Annotated in this window: 6 protein-coding genes; 5 read left to right on the forward strand and 1 reads right to left on the reverse strand. The window is 60.2% G+C overall.

Annotated elements, in window-relative coordinates; genetic code table 11:
- Positions 1 to 106 precede the first annotated feature (106 nt).
- Entirely contained in the window at positions 107 to 8,569 is an 8,463-nt protein-coding gene (locus tag JZX87_RS21775) for a glycoside hydrolase family 94 protein (RefSeq protein WP_206827980.1), read from the forward strand.
- Between the two features lie 658 nt (positions 8,570 to 9,227).
- Here the strand turns inward: JZX87_RS21775 and JZX87_RS21780 are convergent.
- Positions 9,228 to 11,015, reverse strand: coding sequence for a glucan ABC transporter ATP-binding protein/ permease (locus tag JZX87_RS21780; protein WP_183829228.1), 1,788 nt, complete (start codon positions 11,013 to 11,015; stop codon positions 9,228 to 9,230).
- A gap of 272 nt (positions 11,016 to 11,287) precedes the next feature.
- Here JZX87_RS21780 and JZX87_RS21785 point away from each other — a divergent pair, with 272 nt between their 5' ends.
- The 4 genes from JZX87_RS21785 to JZX87_RS21800 all read left to right on the forward strand — a co-directional run bounded on the left by JZX87_RS21785 (position 11,288) and on the right by JZX87_RS21800 (position 17,740).
- Positions 11,288 to 12,028 (forward strand): LuxR family transcriptional regulator, encoded by a 741-nt coding sequence (locus JZX87_RS21785; protein WP_148147741.1) that lies wholly within the window; start codon positions 11,288 to 11,290, stop codon positions 12,026 to 12,028.
- Positions 12,029 to 12,140: 112 nt separating this feature from the next.
- A complete protein-coding gene (pyc, locus tag JZX87_RS21790; RefSeq protein ID WP_206827982.1) occupies positions 12,141 to 15,614 on the forward strand; it encodes a pyruvate carboxylase in 3,474 nt (1,157 codons plus the stop codon).
- A 123-nt stretch (positions 15,615 to 15,737) separates the two neighbouring features.
- Entirely contained in the window at positions 15,738 to 16,547 is an 810-nt protein-coding gene (locus JZX87_RS21795; protein WP_286194996.1) for a DeoR/GlpR family DNA-binding transcription regulator, read from the forward strand.
- Positions 16,547 to 17,740 carry an MFS transporter gene (locus JZX87_RS21800; protein ID WP_206827986.1) on the forward strand — a complete coding sequence of 398 codons (1,194 nt, stop codon included), beginning with the start codon at positions 16,547 to 16,549 and terminating at the stop codon, positions 17,738 to 17,740. The genes JZX87_RS21795 and JZX87_RS21800 overlap by 1 nt, the downstream gene beginning before the upstream one ends.
- The last annotated feature ends 24 nt before the right edge of the window (positions 17,741 to 17,764 follow it).

Here is a 17,764-nt window from a genome sequence, read left to right on the forward strand (position 1 = left end):
ATTGCACCGGAATTTGGCGCCATTTCCCAGATGGCGGCGTGATTTTCCGGCGTAGGCCCGAGAAATTTGGCCGATAAACCCCGATTTTTCATTCAGAAGCGTGTCCATGTCCCTTGATACTCCGAAGCCCGGTTCCTCGCGCGAAACAGACGTCAAGCAGGTCGATCACAATGATTCGATCCGTGCGGCCTATCTGACGATAGAAGATCTGAGAGACTGCGGCGTGCGGCTCGGCCGCGGCGAGGGGCAGGAGCTTCCTGGCCTCATGTCCTTCGAGTTCTTCCAGCAGCATTCCGACAACGAGAAGGAAATCCTTCGCGTCTATCGCGCTGCGGCTCTGGATGTGGATGCGGGCGCTTCGATCACGCCGGCGGCCGAATGGCTGCTCGACAATTATTACATCGTCGAAGAGGCGATCCAGGAAGTCCGTCGCGACTTCCCGAAAAAATTCTTCAAGCAGCTGCCGACGCGCGTCATCCAGGGACAGAAGATGCCGCGCGTTCTGGCGCTCGCATGGCTCTACGTGGCCCACACCCATTCGGGCGTGAACCGCGAGACGCTGGCCGCCATGGTCGAGGGTTTCCAGGAAAACGAACCGCTCGAAATCGGCGAGCTCTGGGCGCTGCCGTCCTTCATCCGCTTCGTGCTGATCGAGAACCTGCGCCGTATCGCGACCCGCGTCGACCGTTCGCGCAACATGCGCAAGCGCGCCAATGACGTCGCCGACGAGATCATCCGTCTGAACGACGAGACGGAAAGCGCAAAGGTGCTTGCCGGCGTCGCCGATCTGGCGCGCGACAACACGTTTGCGGCGCAGTTCCTCTATCGTCTGCGCAATGCATCCCAGTCGACGACGTTTGCGACGACCTGGCTGGAAAGCCGTCTTGCCGAGGCCGGTACCGATGTCGAAACGGTAACGCAGTCTGAGCAGAGCCGTCTGTCTTCCGGCAACGTGACGATGGGCAATATCATCAAGAGCCTGCGTCTCATCATCGATACGGAATGGAGCGTCTGGTTCGAGGATGTCTCCCAGATCGACAAGCTGTTCCGCGAGCACACCGATTACGAGGCGCTCGATTTCGGTTCGCGCAACGCCTATCGCAACCGTATCGAAAAGCTCGCCCGGCTTTCCAAGCGCAGCGAAGCGGAAGTCACCCAGGCTGCCATCAAGCTTTCGCAGGAAGCTGCCGAAAAAGACCCGGACGTGCGTGAGACCAATGTCGGCGCGTTCATCGTCGGCCGTCACCGAAAGGAGCTGGAGGCGGCCGTCGGTTACAATCCGCCGATCCTGCAGCGGGCTGTGCGCGCCTATCGCAAGCTGAACTGGCTGGCGATTGCCGCTCCGGTGATCCTGCTCACCGTTCTTGCACTGGCGATCACCGGCCATTTCCTGGTCCAGGCTGCGATCCCGCTGATCGTCGTCTTCTTCCTGCTTCTGATGTTCGCACTTCCGGCGTCTGAAGGTGCTACCGGCCTGTTCAACACGGTCGTCACCTATTTCGTCAAACCCGCGCGGCTTGTTGGTTACGAGTTCAAGGAAGGCATTCCGGAAGAGGCGAAGACGCTGGTCGTCGTGCCGTGTCTGATCACCGACCGCGATACGGTCGATGAACTGGTGCGCAATCTCGAAGTTCATTATCTCGCCAACCCGCATGGCGAGATCTATTTCTCGCTGCTTTCCGACTGGCGCGATGCCAAGACCGAGCAGACCGAAGCCGATCTCGAAATCCTCGATTATGCCAAGCGCGAAATCGTTGCGCTCAACGCGCGCTACAAGGATGAAGTCGAGAGCGATCGCTTCTTCCTTCTCCACCGCCGCCGCCTGTTCAATCCGAACGAAGGCGTATGGATGGGCTGGGAGCGCAAGCGCGGAAAGCTGCATGAGCTGAACCTGCTCCTGCGCGGTGACCGTGACACGACCTATCTGCAGGGCGCCAATACGGTTCCGGCAAACGTCCAGTATGTGATGACGCTCGATGCCGATACCCGCCTCATCCGTGATGCGGCGACCAAGCTCGTCGGCAAGATGCACCATCCTATCAACCGCCCGGTTCTCGATCCTGAAACCAATCAGGTTATCAAGGGCTACGGCCTGATGCAGCCGCGCGTGACCCCGTCGCTGACGACCGGTACAGAAGCTTCTGTCTTCCAGCGTGTCTTCTCCGTCGGCCGCGGTCTCGACCCTTATGTCTTCGCCGTTTCCGACGTTTATCAGGATCTGACGTCTGAAGGTTCGTTCACCGGTAAAGGCCTTTATCACGTCGATGCTTTCGAAGCGTCGCTGAAGGGGCGTATCGAAGAAAATGCGGTTCTTTCGCACGATCTGCTCGAAGGGTCTTTCGCGCGTTGCGCTCTTGTCACCGATGTCGAGCTGGTCGAGGATTTCCCGACCCGTTACGAGGTCGAAGTCTCGCGCCAGCATCGCTGGGCACGCGGCGACTGGCAGCTCATCCCTTACATCATCGACGCCAAGCGTGGTGTGACCGCGCTCGGTCGTTGGAAGATGCTCGATAACCTGCGCCGGTCGCTCACTCCGATCGCATGGTTCTTCGCCTCCGTGCTCGGCTGGTATTGCATGGACCCGCTTGGCGCGCTGATCTGGCAGATTTTGCTTATCTTCTCGCTGTTCGTCGCTCCGACGATCTCGCTTCTGACCAATCTTCTGCCGCGTTCGAGCGACAACGTTGCCAAGGCGCATTTCTATTCCGTCTGGTCCGACGTCCGCTCGACCAATGCTCAGGTGGCGCTCCGGATCGTCTTCATTGCCGATTCTGCCTGCATCATGACGGACGCGATCGGCCGTTCGCTCTATCGCCTGTTCGTTTCCCGCAAGCTGATGCTGGAATGGAAGACGGCTGCGTCTATCCAGTCGAATGCGCAGGGCAGCCCGACCGATTATTACCGGTCGATGTGGCATGCGCCGGCAATCGCCGTGCTCAGCATCATTCTTGCCGCCATCCCGGGCGACAATGCCTTCCTCGTCGGCATTCCGTTTGCAATCCTGTGGATCTTCTCGCCGCTCGTTGCCTGGTATGTCAGCCAGTCGGCCGAGACGGAAGACAAGCTGTTCGTGCCGGAAAACGTGTCGGTCGAGCTGCGCAAGATCGCGCGCCGCACCTGGCGTTATTTCGAAATGTTCGTGACGCCAGAACACAGCTATCTGCCGCCGGACAACTATCAGGAAAAGCCGAATCCGTCGGTCGCCAAGCGCACCTCGCCGACCAATATCGGCGTCTATCTCCTGTCGACCATTTCGGCGCGTCACTTCGGCTGGATCAGCTTTGCCGAGACGATCGAACGGCTTGAGCAGACGCTTGCGACCGTCGAAAAGGCCGACAAGTTCCGCGGCCACATGTATAACTGGTATCATATCGACACGATGAAGCCGCTGATGCCGCGCTACGTGTCGTCGGTCGACAGCGGTAACTTCGCCGGTCACCTGATTGCGATTTCGTCTGCCTGCCGCATCTGGGCAGAAGCGCCGTCGGCGCATCTGCAGGGCAATCTCGATGGTCTGGGTGATGTCGCCGGCATTCTCGGTGAAACGCTGAAGGCGCTTCCCGACGATCGCAAGACCGTGCGTCCGCTGCGTCGCCGTCTCGAAGAGCGGATCAACGGCTTTGCCAATGCGCTTGCCGCCGTCAAGCGCGAGCACGAGTTCGCCTCGATCCGCATCATCAACCTGTCGGTGCTGGCGCGCGAGATCCAGAAGCTTTCGCACAATCTCGACCACGAAGTTCGCTCCAGCCAGAGCGAGGAAGTGACCAAGTGGGCCGCCTCGCTGGTAACCGCCTGCGAAGCGCATATTGCCGACAGTACCTTCGATAACGCCAATGTCGAAGAGCTGCGCGATCGCCTCGCGTCGCTTAGTGTCCGTGCCCGCAAGATCGCCTTTGCGATGGACTTCAAGTTCCTGTTCCGCAAGGATCGTCGTCTTCTGTCGATCGGTTACCGGGTCGAGAGCAACGAAGTCGACGAAGCCTGCTATGACCTGCTCGCGTCCGAGGCTCGCCTCACCAGCCTGTTCGGCATCGCCAAGGGCGACCTGCCGAACGAGCACTGGTACAAGCTCGGCCGCCATGTCGTGCCGATCGGTGCGCGCGGTGCGCTGGTGTCCTGGTCGGGTTCGATGTTCGAATACCTGATGCCGCCGCTCGTCATGCAGGAGCGTCAGGGCGGTATCCTCAACCAGACCAACAACCTGATCGTCAAGGAACAGATGAACCATGGCCGCCGCCTCGGCACGCCGTGGGGCATTTCGGAAGCCGCGTTCAACGCGCTCGACCATCAGATGCACTACCAGTACACCAATTTCGGTGTGCCGACGCTGGGTCTAAAGCGTGGTCTCGGCCAGAACGCCGTCATCGCGCCTTACGCGTCGATCCTTGCCAGCCAGTACGACCCGACGGCAGCGGTCGAAAACCTTGCCGAACTGCGCGAACTCGGTGCGCTCGGCATTTACGGTTTCCACGATGCGGTCGACTTCACACCGACCCGTGTGCCGGAAGGCAAGCGCTGCGCTGTCGTCTACAACTACTATGCCCACCACCATGGCATGTCGATTGCTGCTGTTGCCAACGTCGTCATGAACGGCTTGCTGCGCGAGCTCTTCCACGCCGATCCGGTGATCGAGGCGGCCGAACTGCTGCTGCAGGAAAAGGCGCCGCGCGACATTCCGGTGATGAGCGCCAAGCACGAGGAAAAGCCGGGTACCGGCGGCGGCGAGTTGCTTCGTCCGGAAATTCGCACGATCACCAGCCCGGCCACCAAGGACCGCGAACTGGTGCTGCTCTCCAACGGTCATTACTCGCTAATGATGACGGCGACCGGTTCGGGTTACTCCCGCTGGAACGGCCTCTCCGTTTCGCGCTGGAGACCAGATCCGACGGAAGATCGCTGGGGTCAGTTCATCTTCCTACGCGATACGGCGACCAATGACTGGTGGTCGACCACGACCGAACCGCGTCGTGCGGAAGGCGAGCAGTCGAAGGCGGTATTCGGCGACGAAAAGGCCGAGTTCCACAAGACGGTCGGCGACCTGACCAGCACGGTCGAGGTCATCGTCGGCACCGAGCACGATGCCGAAGGCCGTCGCGTGACGCTGCTCAATATGGGCACCGAAGACCGTTTCATCGAAGTCACCTCCTATATGGAGCCGGTGATTGCGGGTGATGACGGCGATAACGGCCACCCGGTCTTCTCGCGCATGTTTATCAATACCGAAATCGGCAAGCGCGGCGACGTGATCCGCGCATGGCGCAACAAGCGCGATCACAGCGAACCGGACATGCTGGTTGCGCATCTCGCCGCCGACCACGCCGGAACGGACCGCCCGACCGAATACGAAACCGACCGCCGCAAATTCCTCGGCCGTGGCCGCACGCTGTCGGAGGCTGCTGCCTTCGATCCGGGCGCGTCGCTGTCGAATACCGACGGCTTCACGCTCGATCCGATCCTATCGCTGCGCCGCAGCGTGCGGGTTCCGGCCGGCAAGAAGGTCAGCGTCGTCTTCTGGACGATCGCAGCACCGAAACGCGAAGATCTCGACAAGGCGATTGAACATTATCGCCACGCCGAAAGCTTCCAGAGCGAACTGACCCAGGCCTGGACGCGTACGCAGATGCAGATGCGCCATCTCGGCGTCACCTCGCAGGATGCGGCCGTCTTCCAGCATCTGGCCCGTTATCTCGTCTATCCCGACATGCAGCTTCGCGCCGACCAGCAGACGCTGCAGGCAGGCATGCAGAAGCAGTCGGGCCTCTGGCCGTCCTCGGTTTCGGGCGACCTTCCGATATTCACGCTGCGGATCAATGACGAGGCGGACATGCCGGTCGCCAAGGAAGCCATCCTGGCGCAGCAATATCTGCGTTCGCGCGGCGTAGTCTCCGATCTCGTGATCTTCAACGAGCGCGGGGCCGACGATGCACAGGACATGCAGCAGTCGATCGAGCAGATGGCGACCCGCATGGGCCAGGAAGGCGGACGCACGCATGTGTTCACGCTGCGCCGCGATCTTCTGGAAGGCGCGGGCGCTGATGGCCTGATCGCCGCTTCCCGCGTCGTCCTGCATGCCCGTAACGGCCAATTCGGGGATCAGCTCAACCGTACGAGCACGATCTTTGCGCCTTCGACGGAACAGCAGATCGATGCCGATCGTCGTCCGCTTCTGAACGGCGAGATCTTTGCCGCTCCCGAAGTCCTGCCGAAGGAGCCTACGGATCTCGAATTCTGGAACGGCATCGGCGGCTTCTCGGAAGAGGGCAACGAATATGTGGTCCGCCTCAACGGTGGCCAGTCGACGCCGCATCCGTGGATCAACGTCATCTCCAACGATACGTTCGGCTTCCACGTTTCGGCCGAAGGTGCAGGCTTCTCCTGGGCGGAAAACTCCCGTGACTACCAGCTGACGCCTTGGACCAATGATCTCGTTATCAACCGTCCGGGTGAAGGTTTCTACGTATCCGATACGGAAACGAACAAGGTTTATACGCCGTTCGCTGCGCTCTCGCGTCGCCCGGAAGTCCTGTTCGAAGCCCGCCACGGCCTCGGTTATTCGGTCTTCTCGTCCGAAGAGGACGGCCTGAAGCTGGAACTGACCCAGACCGTCGACCGGACGCGTCATGCCAAGTTCTCGCATATCAAGCTGAAGAACTCCGGCTCGGAAACGAAGAAGCTGAAGCTTTACGGTTATGTCGAATGGCTGCTCGGTGCGAACACGGCAAAGACTGTTCCCTTCATCCTGCCTTCGCGGGACGAGGCGACGGGCACGCTGTTTGCCAACAACGCGTTCAGCATCAATTTCAGCCGCTTTGCCTTCCTCGGCATGAGCGAGATGCCGACCGGCTTCACGGCAAGCCGTCGCGAATTCGTCGGCCGCTTCGGCTCGGTTCAGATGCCGGCTGCGGTGGCGGGTGTGTCCTCACTCAGCGGTTCGCTCGATCTCGATGGCGATCCGTGTGCGGCGCTCGCCTATGACGTGGAGCTTGCTCCGGGTCAGGAAACGGAAGTCACCTTCTTCCTCGGTGATGCCGCAACGAAGGAGGAGGCAGTTGCGCTTTCCGCCGAGCTCAAGACCGTCAGGTTCGACGGTGCGCTGGCAGAGAACCGTGGCTTCTGGAACGAGTTCACCGGTCGTCTGAAAATCTCGACGCCGGACAAGTCGCTCGACAACATGGTCAACCACTGGCTGCCCTATCAGGCGCTCGGTTGCCGCATCATGGCCCGTACCGCCTTCTATCAGGCATCGGGTGCATTCGGCTTCCGCGACCAGTTGCAGGATACGCTGGCCTTCCTCGTGCACGAGCCGTCGCTTGCCCGCCGGCAGATCATCAATGCGGCGTCGCGCCAGTTCAAGGAAGGCGACGTGATGCACTGGTGGCTGCCGCATAACGGCTCCGGCGTGCGCACGACGATCTCCGACGACGTGGTGTGGCTCGCCTATGCGATCAACCAGTATGTCTCGGTCACCGGCGACCAGACCATTCTGGGAGAGCAGTTGCCGTTCCTCTCCGGTCCGATCCTCGAAAAGACGAAGCACGATGCCTTCATCCAGCCCGAGGTGACGAACGAGATCGCCGACCTCTATGAACATGCGGCGCGTGCGCTCGATCTCGCGATCGACCGCACCGGCGACATGGGCCTGCCGCTGATGCTCGGCGGCGACTGGAACGACGGCATGAACCGTGTCGGCGTTGCAGGTCGTGGCATGAGTGTCTGGCTCGGCTGGTTCCTGGCGGCCGCTCTGCGCGACTTCATTCCTTACGCCGAAGCGCGCAAGGACAAGAAGCGCGTTGATCGCTGGAAGAAGCATATCGACACGCTCAAGGATGCGCTCGAAACCGACGGCTGGGACGGCGACTATTATCGTCGCGGCTATTTCGATGACGGCACGCCGCTCGGTTCTGCCAAGAGCGACGAATGCCGCATCGACAGCCTCGGCCAATCGTGGAGCGTACTTTCCGGCGAAGGCCGGGTGGACCGGCGTGACCAGGCGATGGATGCGGTGATGAAACAGCTGGTGGACGAAGAGGCGGGCATCATCCGCCTGTTCACCCCGCCGTTCGAAAAGACCCGGCAGGATCCCGGCTATATCAAGGCCTATCCGCCCGGTGTGCGCGAAAACGGCGGTCAGTACACGCATGCAGCCATCTGGGTCGTGCTGGCGCTGGCGCAGATGAAACGTGGTGACGATGCCTGGAAGTGCTTCCAGATATTGAACCCGATCAACCATGCGCTGACCCGCGAGGCGGCCGATACCTACCGGGTCGAACCTTACGTCATTGCCGCCGACGTCTATGGCGCCGGCGACTATCAGAGCCGTGGTGGCTGGACCTGGTATACGGGTTCCGCCGGCTGGCTCTATCGCGCTGCGATCGAGGGCATTCTCGGCATCAAGCGCAATGGCGATCGTCTGACCGTCGATCCGTCGCTGCCGACCGGCTGGGATGGTTTCGAGGCCGAACTGACGATCGAGGGCAAGGCCCACAAGATCAAGGTCGAAGGCGGCAATGTTACCGTCGATGGCAAGTCTGCCGGCAAGGATGGCGGGTTTCTGCTCTCGTCCAAATAGGCAGCAAAGCCAGACAACTGCGTGACGTGACATCGAATGCGATGGCATCGCCCCGGAAACCGGAATGGTTTTCGGGGCGATGCTTTTCTACGTCGGCATAAGACAGTCTCCATCCAAAAGAAGCGCAGCACAGGTGACCGCAACGGAAAATCCCGTCACGGTCGGCTGATTGGGGAGGCGGGCAGTGCGATAATGGGTGGGTATTGGTGTCAGGCATTCTGCCCGCCCGATCGTGAAGCGTTCCGGAAGGTTGACGGGTGAGGAGCATCCCGTTTTTCCGTTCCGGTGAAGGACTTTGCCCTGACGGCATGTCCTTCCGCTTAACGAGCATCATCGTGCGCCGGATCTTTCGTCCGTAGGCGTCCGGTTCGCGACCCGGCCCCCTGCTTGATGACGTGATCAGGTTAAACGGTTGGCCGGGTGTGGGGATGATCGTCGGCGATGATTTTCGCCAGGTGATTGATTGGCAATGATGTTTTTTGCGGGGAGGGCGGATTTCGTCCCCACCGCGGCAAGCCCGCGTAAGAACCGCTGCCTCTTTCGTCATGCTCAGGCGTGTCCCTAGGATGACGCCACGCAAAAGGCTTATCCCACAAACATAAAAGCCCGGCGTCTTATGGAGCGCCGGGCCGTATAGTAATCTATCCAAAAAACTGCATCACGCCGGGTTCGGCGTCGCCTCCGGTTTCTTGTCCTTCTTCGACGCGTCATCATCCTCGCTGTCGTCCAGCAAGCCGCTGGTTCGCAGGAGCGAGGCGAAGCGGCCGCCGAGGCGGCTCAGCTCGTCATAACTTCCCACTTCGGCGACACGACCGCCATCGAGGAAGATGACGGTGTTGGCGTCGCGCACGGTCGACAGGCGGTGGGCGATGATGAAGGTGGTGCGGTCCTGCCGGAGCTTGTCGATCGCTACCTTCACCCGGGCTTCGGTTTCGACGTCGAGCGCACTGGTCGCCTCGTCGAGAACGAGGATCGGGGCATTTTTCAGGATTGCGCGAGCGATTGCGATACGCTGGCGTTCGCCACCGGACAGCTTGTTGCCGCGTTCGCCGACCGCAGTCTCATAACCATTGAGGCGGTCTTCGATGAATTCGGTCGCGGCCGCGGCTTCCGCAGCTTTGATGATATCGGCTTCCGTGGCGCCCTCGCGGCCGAGGCGGATATTGTCGCTGATCGAGCGGTTCAGAAGGCCGGCATCCTGGAAGACGGTGGCGATCTGCTGGCGCAGCGATTTGCGGGTGACGGTCGAGATATCGATCCCGTCGATCAGGATCTTGCCCTGTTGTGGATCGTAAACTCGCTGGAGAAGATTGATGAGGGTTGTCTTGCCGGCACCCGTCGGCCCGACGATCGCAACAGTCTGACCGGCCTTGGCGGTAAACGAGATGTTGTGAACGCCCTGTTTGGTGTTGGCGAAACCGAAGCTCACATCGCGGAATTCGACCTCGCCGCTGACATCGCGCAACTCGCCGGCATTGGCGGGCTCGGTGCGGTCATCGACGGAATCTTCGAGCGCGAAGAAATCTTCGAGCTTGGCGCGGGCCTCGAAAATCTGGGTGGCGAACTGGCGCAGCAGGTCGAGGCGGGCGATCAGAAGGTTGGCGAAACCGATAAATGCGACCACATCACCGACGCGGATCTCGCCGCGCTGGACGAGCGTGGTGCCGATGACGAGGATAACGCCCATGGAGACGGTCGAGGCCGTGCGGTTGAGGCCGCCTGCCAGCGCCCACCAGTCGAGAACCGGATACTGGGCTTTCAGCAGGTCCTTGGTATAGACCTTGAGGGCCTGGGTTTCAGCCTCGATACGGTTGTAGCTATGCAGGACCGAGACGTTGCTGATCGAATCGCTGACATGCGAGAACACCTGGTGATAGTGGCTTTCCACCGAGGCCTGGCCTTCCTTGGTTCGCTTCATCACCGCAACGCCGATCACCCAGTAGAAGACGGCGAGGCAGAGCAGTACGAGGCTGAGGCGCCAGTCCATGGAGATTGCGGTCGGGATCAGGAAGAGGATCGCCACAGCGGTTGCGAGATGCGTGCGCATGAATTCGAGCCAAAGACCGAAAAGGCTTTCGGCGGCGCGAAGCAGCGTGTGAAGGGCGTTGGAAGTGCCGCGCTGGTGATGCCAGGAGAGCGGCATCGAGATGATCCGCCCGAAGGCCTCTGTCAGCAGCGATGCACGCCGGCCGTGTGCAAGCCGGTCAGCCTCACGGGCCACGAGTACGTATGCTACCGTATTGAAGAAGCCGAAAGCTGCCCATAGGATCAGGACATTGGTCACTGCACCGCCGGAGGATATCGCATCGATGATCCAGCCGAACAGGATCGGCTCTGCGATGGTGATCACGGCCAGCACGATGTTGGCGATGACGATTGCCGTCACGCGCCACTTGTTCTTGCCCAGGTATCCAAGTGCCCGCCCATAAACCTGAAATAGTGTCAACCGTCTAACCTCTTCAGTCACTTTCACCCTAATGTGGGTCACAGAGCTTTATGGACAATACAAGGCGATTCCAAGCCATTATCGTAGGCGAGATTGTGTCGCTATGGTGTGTCGTGTAGAAAAATAGGAATGCACGTATTTGTGGTGTTTATCGATTCAGCGATGCTAGATTTGGCGGCCCGGTTTCAATCAATCCTAACCGTCTGTGTAAACTATCTCGGCAATTGTAGCATATGTAATTCGGCATGCCCGGTTCGGGCTCGGGGGCGGTATTGAATATTACCATGATTGTCCAGTTCCTGGTGTTGCTTGGGGAAGCAAAGACGCCGGAACAGGTTACCGCCGAGCTGGAAAGCCTGGTCGGTAGCTATGGGTTTGATTTTTACAGTCTTCTCATCCAGCCCCTGCCGCAGCTCAATCTGCAGAGATCAGTCCTTGCCGCCGAATGGCCGGCAAACTGGACGGAACTCTATACCCAACGGAAATATTCGCTGATCGATCCGACGCTTCGATGGCTGCGCCTGGCTCAACGGCCGTTCCGCTGGAAGGATGCGCTTTTGACGTTGAAGGCCGATCCGCATCGTCAACGAATGAAGAGGATGCTTCAGGAGGCCGCGCGGCACGGGCTGCACGACGGATATCTGTTTCCGGTCCATGGCCGCAACGGACTTGTCGGCAGTTTCGCGGTTGGCGGCAATCCGGTCGACCTCTCGCCGGCCGAAATCAGCCTGTTCGATGCGGCTGCCAAAGCGGTTTTCTGGAAGTTGCTTGAGCTTCGCCACAAGGCGGATATCTTCGAGAATGCGCCTTTGAGCGATGTGCAATTGACGCGGCGGGAAATGGAAATCACACTTCTATTGGCCAACGGGCTTACCTCTAACGAGATAGCAAAGGAGCTGGATATTTCCAGCCATACAGTCGATTGGTACATCAACGGGCTGCACGAAAAGCTCGGTGCTAACAACCGGCAGCATTTGATTGCGCTGGCGTTTCGTCTGGCGCTGATCGCCTGAGGCAATCTGTGCAACTTGAGGCGCCATTTTCGGCCAACTTTATACTTGCGTAATTTCAGGGATATTGATCTCTTGCGGTGCAACAAACTCAAATTGCCGTGGGGAGAGCGCTTTGCAGATAAAGAAGATCCTTGTTGCCAACCGATCCGAGATCGCAATCCGCGTTTTCCGCGCTGCCAACGAGCTCGGGATCAAGACGGTCGCGATCTGGGCGGAGGAAGACAAACTTTCGCTGCACCGGTTCAAGGCGGACGAGAGCTATCAGGTCGGCCGCGGCCCGCATCTTGCCAAGGATCTCGGGCCGATCGAGAGCTATCTCTCGATCCCAGAAGTGATCCGGGTCGCTAAACTTTCCGGCGCCGACGCGATCCATCCCGGCTACGGGCTCCTGTCGGAAAGCCCGGAATTCGTCGATGCATGCGATGAGGCTGGCATCATCTTCATTGGTCCGCGGCCCGATACGATGCGGCAGCTCGGTAACAAGGTGGCGGCCCGCAATCTGGCCATTTCCGTCGGCGTGCCGGTCGTGCCGGCTACCGATCCACTGCCGGACGACGCTGCAGAAGTGGCGCGGATGGCCGAGGAAATCGGTTATCCCGTAATGCTGAAGGCTTCCTGGGGCGGCGGCGGTCGTGGTATGCGCGCCATCCGCGACCCCAAGGACCTGGCCAAGGAAGTCGTCGAGGCCAAGCGCGAGGCGAAGGCGGCTTTCGGCAAGGACGAGGTCTATCTGGAAAAGCTGGTCGAACGTGCCCGTCACGTCGAAAGCCAGGTGCTGGGTGATACGCATGGCAATGTCGTGCACCTGTTCGAGCGCGATTGTTCCATCCAGCGACGTAACCAGAAGGTGGTGGAGCGCGCGCCGGCTCCTTATCTTTCCGAGGCACAGCGAGCAGAGCTGGCCAGCTACTCGCTGAAGATCGCCAAGGCAACGAATTATGTCGGCGCCGGCACGGTCGAGTATCTCATGGATGCCGAGACCGGCAAGTTCTACTTCATCGAAGTGAACCCGCGCATCCAGGTCGAACATACGGTGACGGAAGTCGTGACCGGTATCGATATCGTCAAGGCGCAGATCCACATTCTGGAAGGCTTTGCAATCGGTACGCCGGAATCGGGCGTGCCTGCCCAGGAGAATATCCGGCTCAACGGCCACGCCCTTCAGTGCCGCATCACGACGGAAGATCCGGAACAGAACTTCATCCCGGACTACGGGCGTATCACCGCTTATCGTTCGGCTGCCGGCTTCGGTATCCGGCTGGATGGCGGTACGGCCTATACGGGTGCGATCATCACCCGTTATTACGATCCGCTGCTGGTCAAGGTGACGGCCTCGGGATCGACGCCGCAAGAAGCGATCAGCCGCATGGATCGCGCGTTGCGCGAATTCCGTATTCGTGGCGTGGCTACAAACCTGACCTTCCTCGAAGCGATCATCGGGCACCCGAAATTCCGCGACAACACCTATACGACGCGGTTTATCGATACGACGCCGGAACTGTTCGAACAGGTGAAGCGCGCCGACCGCGCGACGAAGCTTCTGACCTATCTCGCCGACGTGACCGTCAACGGCCATCCGGAGACGAAGGGGCGGCCGACGCCATCGGACAAAATCTCGAAGCCCGTCCTGCCGTTCATCGAAGGGGCGATCCCGGCCGGCACCAAGCAGAAGCTCGATGAGCTGGGGCCTAAGAGGTTTGCCGAATGGATTCGCGGCGAAGGCAGGGCGCTGATCACCGACACGACGATGCGTGACGGCCACCAGTCGCTGCTCGCCACCCGCATGCGCACGCATGACATCGCCAGCATTGCCGGGGTTTATGCCCGCGCTCTGCCGAACCTGTTTTCGCTGGAATGCTGGGGTGGAGCCACCTTCGACGTTTCGATGCGCTTCCTTACCGAAGATCCGTGGGAGCGGCTGGCGCTGATCCGCGAGGCGGCGCCGAACATCCTGTTGCAGATGCTTCTGCGCGGGGCAAATGGCGTCGGCTACAAGAACTATCCCGACAATGTCGTGAAATATTTCGTTCGCCAGGCGGCGAAGGGCAGCTCCGAAAATGGCGGCATCGACCTGTTCCGCGTGTTCGACTGCCTGAACTGGGTCGACAACATGCGTGTGTCGATGGATGCGGTGAACGAGGAAGGCAAGCTCTGTGAGGCGGCGATCTGCTATACCGGCGATCTCGGCAATTCGGCGCGGCCGAAATACGACCTCAAATATTATGTCGGCCTGGCGCAGGATCTGGAAAAGGCCGGTGCGCATATCATCGCGGTCAAGGATATGGCCGGGCTGTTGAAGCCTGCTGCGGCGCGCGTGCTGTTCAAGGCGCTGCGTGAGGCAACCTCACTGCCGATCCATTTCCATACGCATGATACGTCGGGCATTTCGGCAGCGACCGTGCTTGCCGCCGTCGATGCGGGCGTCGATGTCGTCGATGCGGCGATGGATGCGTTTTCCGGCAACACGTCTCAGCCGTGTCTCGGTTCGATCGTCGAAGCCCTTTCCGGATCAGAGCGCGATCCGGGTCTCGATACGGAATGGATCAGAAAGATCTCGTTCTATTGGGAAGCGGTGCGCAACCAGTATGCGGCCTTCGAGAGCGATCTGAAGGGGCCTGCATCGGAAGTCTATCTGCACGAAATGCCGGGTGGCCAGTTCACCAATCTCAAGGAACAGGCGCGTTCGCTGGGGCTGGATACCAAGTGGCACCAGGTCGCCCAGACCTATGCCGACGTGAACCAGATGTTCGGCGATATCGTCAAGGTGACGCCGTCTTCGAAGGTGGTCGGCGACATGGCGTTGATGATGGTCAGCCAAGACCTGACGGTGGCCGATGTCGAAAACCCGGACAAGGATATCGCCTTCCCGGAATCGGTCGTTTCGATGTTGAAGGGCGATCTCGGCCAGCCTCCGGGCGGATGGCCGGAAGGGATCCAGAAAAAGGCGCTGAAGGGCGAAAAGCCTTACACCGCCGTGCCCGGTTCGCTGCTTGCGCCGGCCGATCTTGCCAAGGAGCGCAGTGACATCGAGGAGAAGCTTTCCCGCAAGGTCGATGACTTCGAGTTTGCCTCGTATCTGATGTATCCGAAGGTGTTCACCGACTTCGCACTGGCCTCGGAAACTTACGGTCCGGTCTCCGTTCTGCCGACGCCGACCTATTTCTACGGATTGGCAGATGGCGAGGAAATGTTCGCCGATATCGAGCGGGGCAAGACACTTGTCATCGTCAACCAGGCCGTCAGCGCGGCCGATGCGCAGGGCATGGTGACGGTGTTCTTCGAACTCAACGGCCAGCCGCGCCGCATCAAGGTGCCGGATCGCAATCGCGCCGCCTCCAGTGCTGTTCGCCGCAAGGCGGAAGCAGGCAATGCCGCACATCTCGGCGCGCCTATGCCGGGTGTCGTCTCGACGGTATACGTCTCCTCCGGCCAAACGGTGCAGGCGGGCGATGTGTTGCTCTCCATCGAGGCAATGAAGATGGAGACCGCGCTGCATGCCGAGAAGGACGGCGTGATCACCGAGGTTATCGTTAAGGCCGGCGACCAGATCGACGCCAAGGATCTGCTGGTGGTTTACGCCGCCTGAGTTCGGCTCATGGCTGATTGATGCAAGGCGGCTCACTCAGTGGGCCGCCTTTTTTGCGTCGCGACACATTTCGTGTTGTTGCACGATATTGCGTATTTATGCCGACTCATGCATGATTTCGGCATGGATCAATTTGTCAGTGAGAGGCAGGCGAGGATACTTTCTGAGCTTCGCGCCAAGGGGCGTGTTGCGGCGCAGGATCTTGCGCAGGCGTTTGGGGTGTCGGAGGACACGGTCCGGCGCGACCTCAGGGAAATGGCGGGACGCGGCGAATGCGAGCGGGTTTATGGCGGAGCGCTGTTGCCGGTCGGCAAGACGGTTCCACTGAAAACCCGCATCTCCGAGCAGCCGGATCGAAAGGTGATGCTGGGGCAAAAGGTGGTGGACCTGCTTGAAGAAGGCAGTGTCGTCTTCTTCGATGCGGGTTCGACCAATCTTGCCATCGCCCGCAGCCTGCCGGAAAATTTTCGCCTGACCGCCGTTACCAATACGCCGGCAATTGCCGCAGAACTCTCAGGCCGGCCAGGTGTCGAGCTGATCATGATCGGCGGTAGGGTGGACCCGGCAGTCGGTGCAGCGCTCGATGCGACTGCCATCCGGCAGCTGGAAACGATACGGCCGGATCTGTGCATTCTCGGCGCTTGCGGCCTGACGCTGGAAGAAGGGCTCTCTGCGGATATTTTCGAAGATGCCGCCTTCAAGCGGCTGGCCTGTGCCGCGAGCAAACGCAGCCTTGCGGCCATCACCTCGGACAAGCTGGGCCTGAGGGCGGCATTCCATGTGCATGCGCTTCAGGCTCCTCTGTCCATTGTGTTCGAGGCCGATGCGGACGACGCGGTGGTCAGAAAGATAGCTATTCAGGGTGTCGAGGCGCATCGATGCGGTGCCGCCGCCTCAAGCAACGAAAAAATCGCATCGAGAGGAAACATTTGATGAGCCAACTCGAGATCGAAAAGGCCAGCCGGCCGCTCGGATCCTATCTGACCAGGGAGCGGGCTGGTGTTGCGCTTCTCTTCCTGATGAACGGTTTCATGATCGGCTCATGGGCGCCGAAAATCCCGGAATTCGCCTCGCGCCTTGGGCTCAGCGAAAAAGAGCTTGGATTGATGATCCTGGCTTTCGGCCTCGGCTCGATCATCATGATGCCGATTGCCGGTAGCCAGATCGCCCGGTTCGGCTCAAGCACGGTTTCAAAATTCGCGGCAGTGCTGCTGACGCCCATGCTGCTGCTGCTTTCCCTCACGGGAGATGTGTGGACCGGCGCGGTCGCCGTCTCGCTGTTCGGCGGATTGATTGGGGCGATGGACGTGGCGATGAATGCCAATGCGGTGGCGACGGAAAAGCATATGCGCCGGGCGATCATGTCATCCTGCCACGCTTTCTGGAGCCTCGGCGGCCTGTTGGGGGCATCAAGCGGCGGGTTTCTGATCCAGAAGCTTGGCGTGTTCAGCCATTCGGTCATCGTCACGCTGATTGCGGCGCTGATGGTCGCCCTCTGCTGGAGGATTGTGCTGCATGACGCGCCGCATCCGGACGAGGCGAAGGACGAGACACGCAGCCGGTTGCCGCGTTCGCCGCTGCCTTGGCTGATCGGCGTGATCGCGTTGTTCTGCATGATCCCGGAAGGCGCCATTCTCGATTGGGGCGCGCTTTATATGCGCAATGAGCTTGGAGCATCCGTCGCTCTTTCCGGTTTTGCCTTTGCCGGCTTTTCACTCACCATGGCGATCATGCGGTTTGCCGGCGACCTTATCCGTGACCGCCTGGGTGCGGTGATGACGCTTCGGATCTGCGGCACGATCGCGATCTGTGGGCTGGCGATCATCGGGCTTGCGCCAAATACGACCGTCGCGATTGCGGGCTTTGCGCTGGCTGGTATCGGCATATCCAACATGGTGCCGATCGTGTTTTCGGCCGCCGGAAATCTGCCGGGCATGGCTGCCGGTGTCGGATTGTCGGTCGTCACGACGATGGGTTATTCCGGCATTCTGCTTGCGCCGTCGGTGATCGGCTTCGTTGCCGAACATACCGGGCTGGCGTCGATCTTCCTTGCGCTGTCGGGTTTTCTCGTTGTCGTGCTGGCGGTCTCCCGGCTCGCCCGTCACGCGGATGGAGCGCATCATTGAGGCCGATGCCGCAAAACTGACACG

Origin of the sequence: Agrobacterium sp. Ap1, from assembly GCF_017313375.1 — a bacterium.
Lineage (GTDB): Bacteria > Pseudomonadota > Alphaproteobacteria > Rhizobiales > Rhizobiaceae > Neorhizobium > Neorhizobium cellulosilyticum.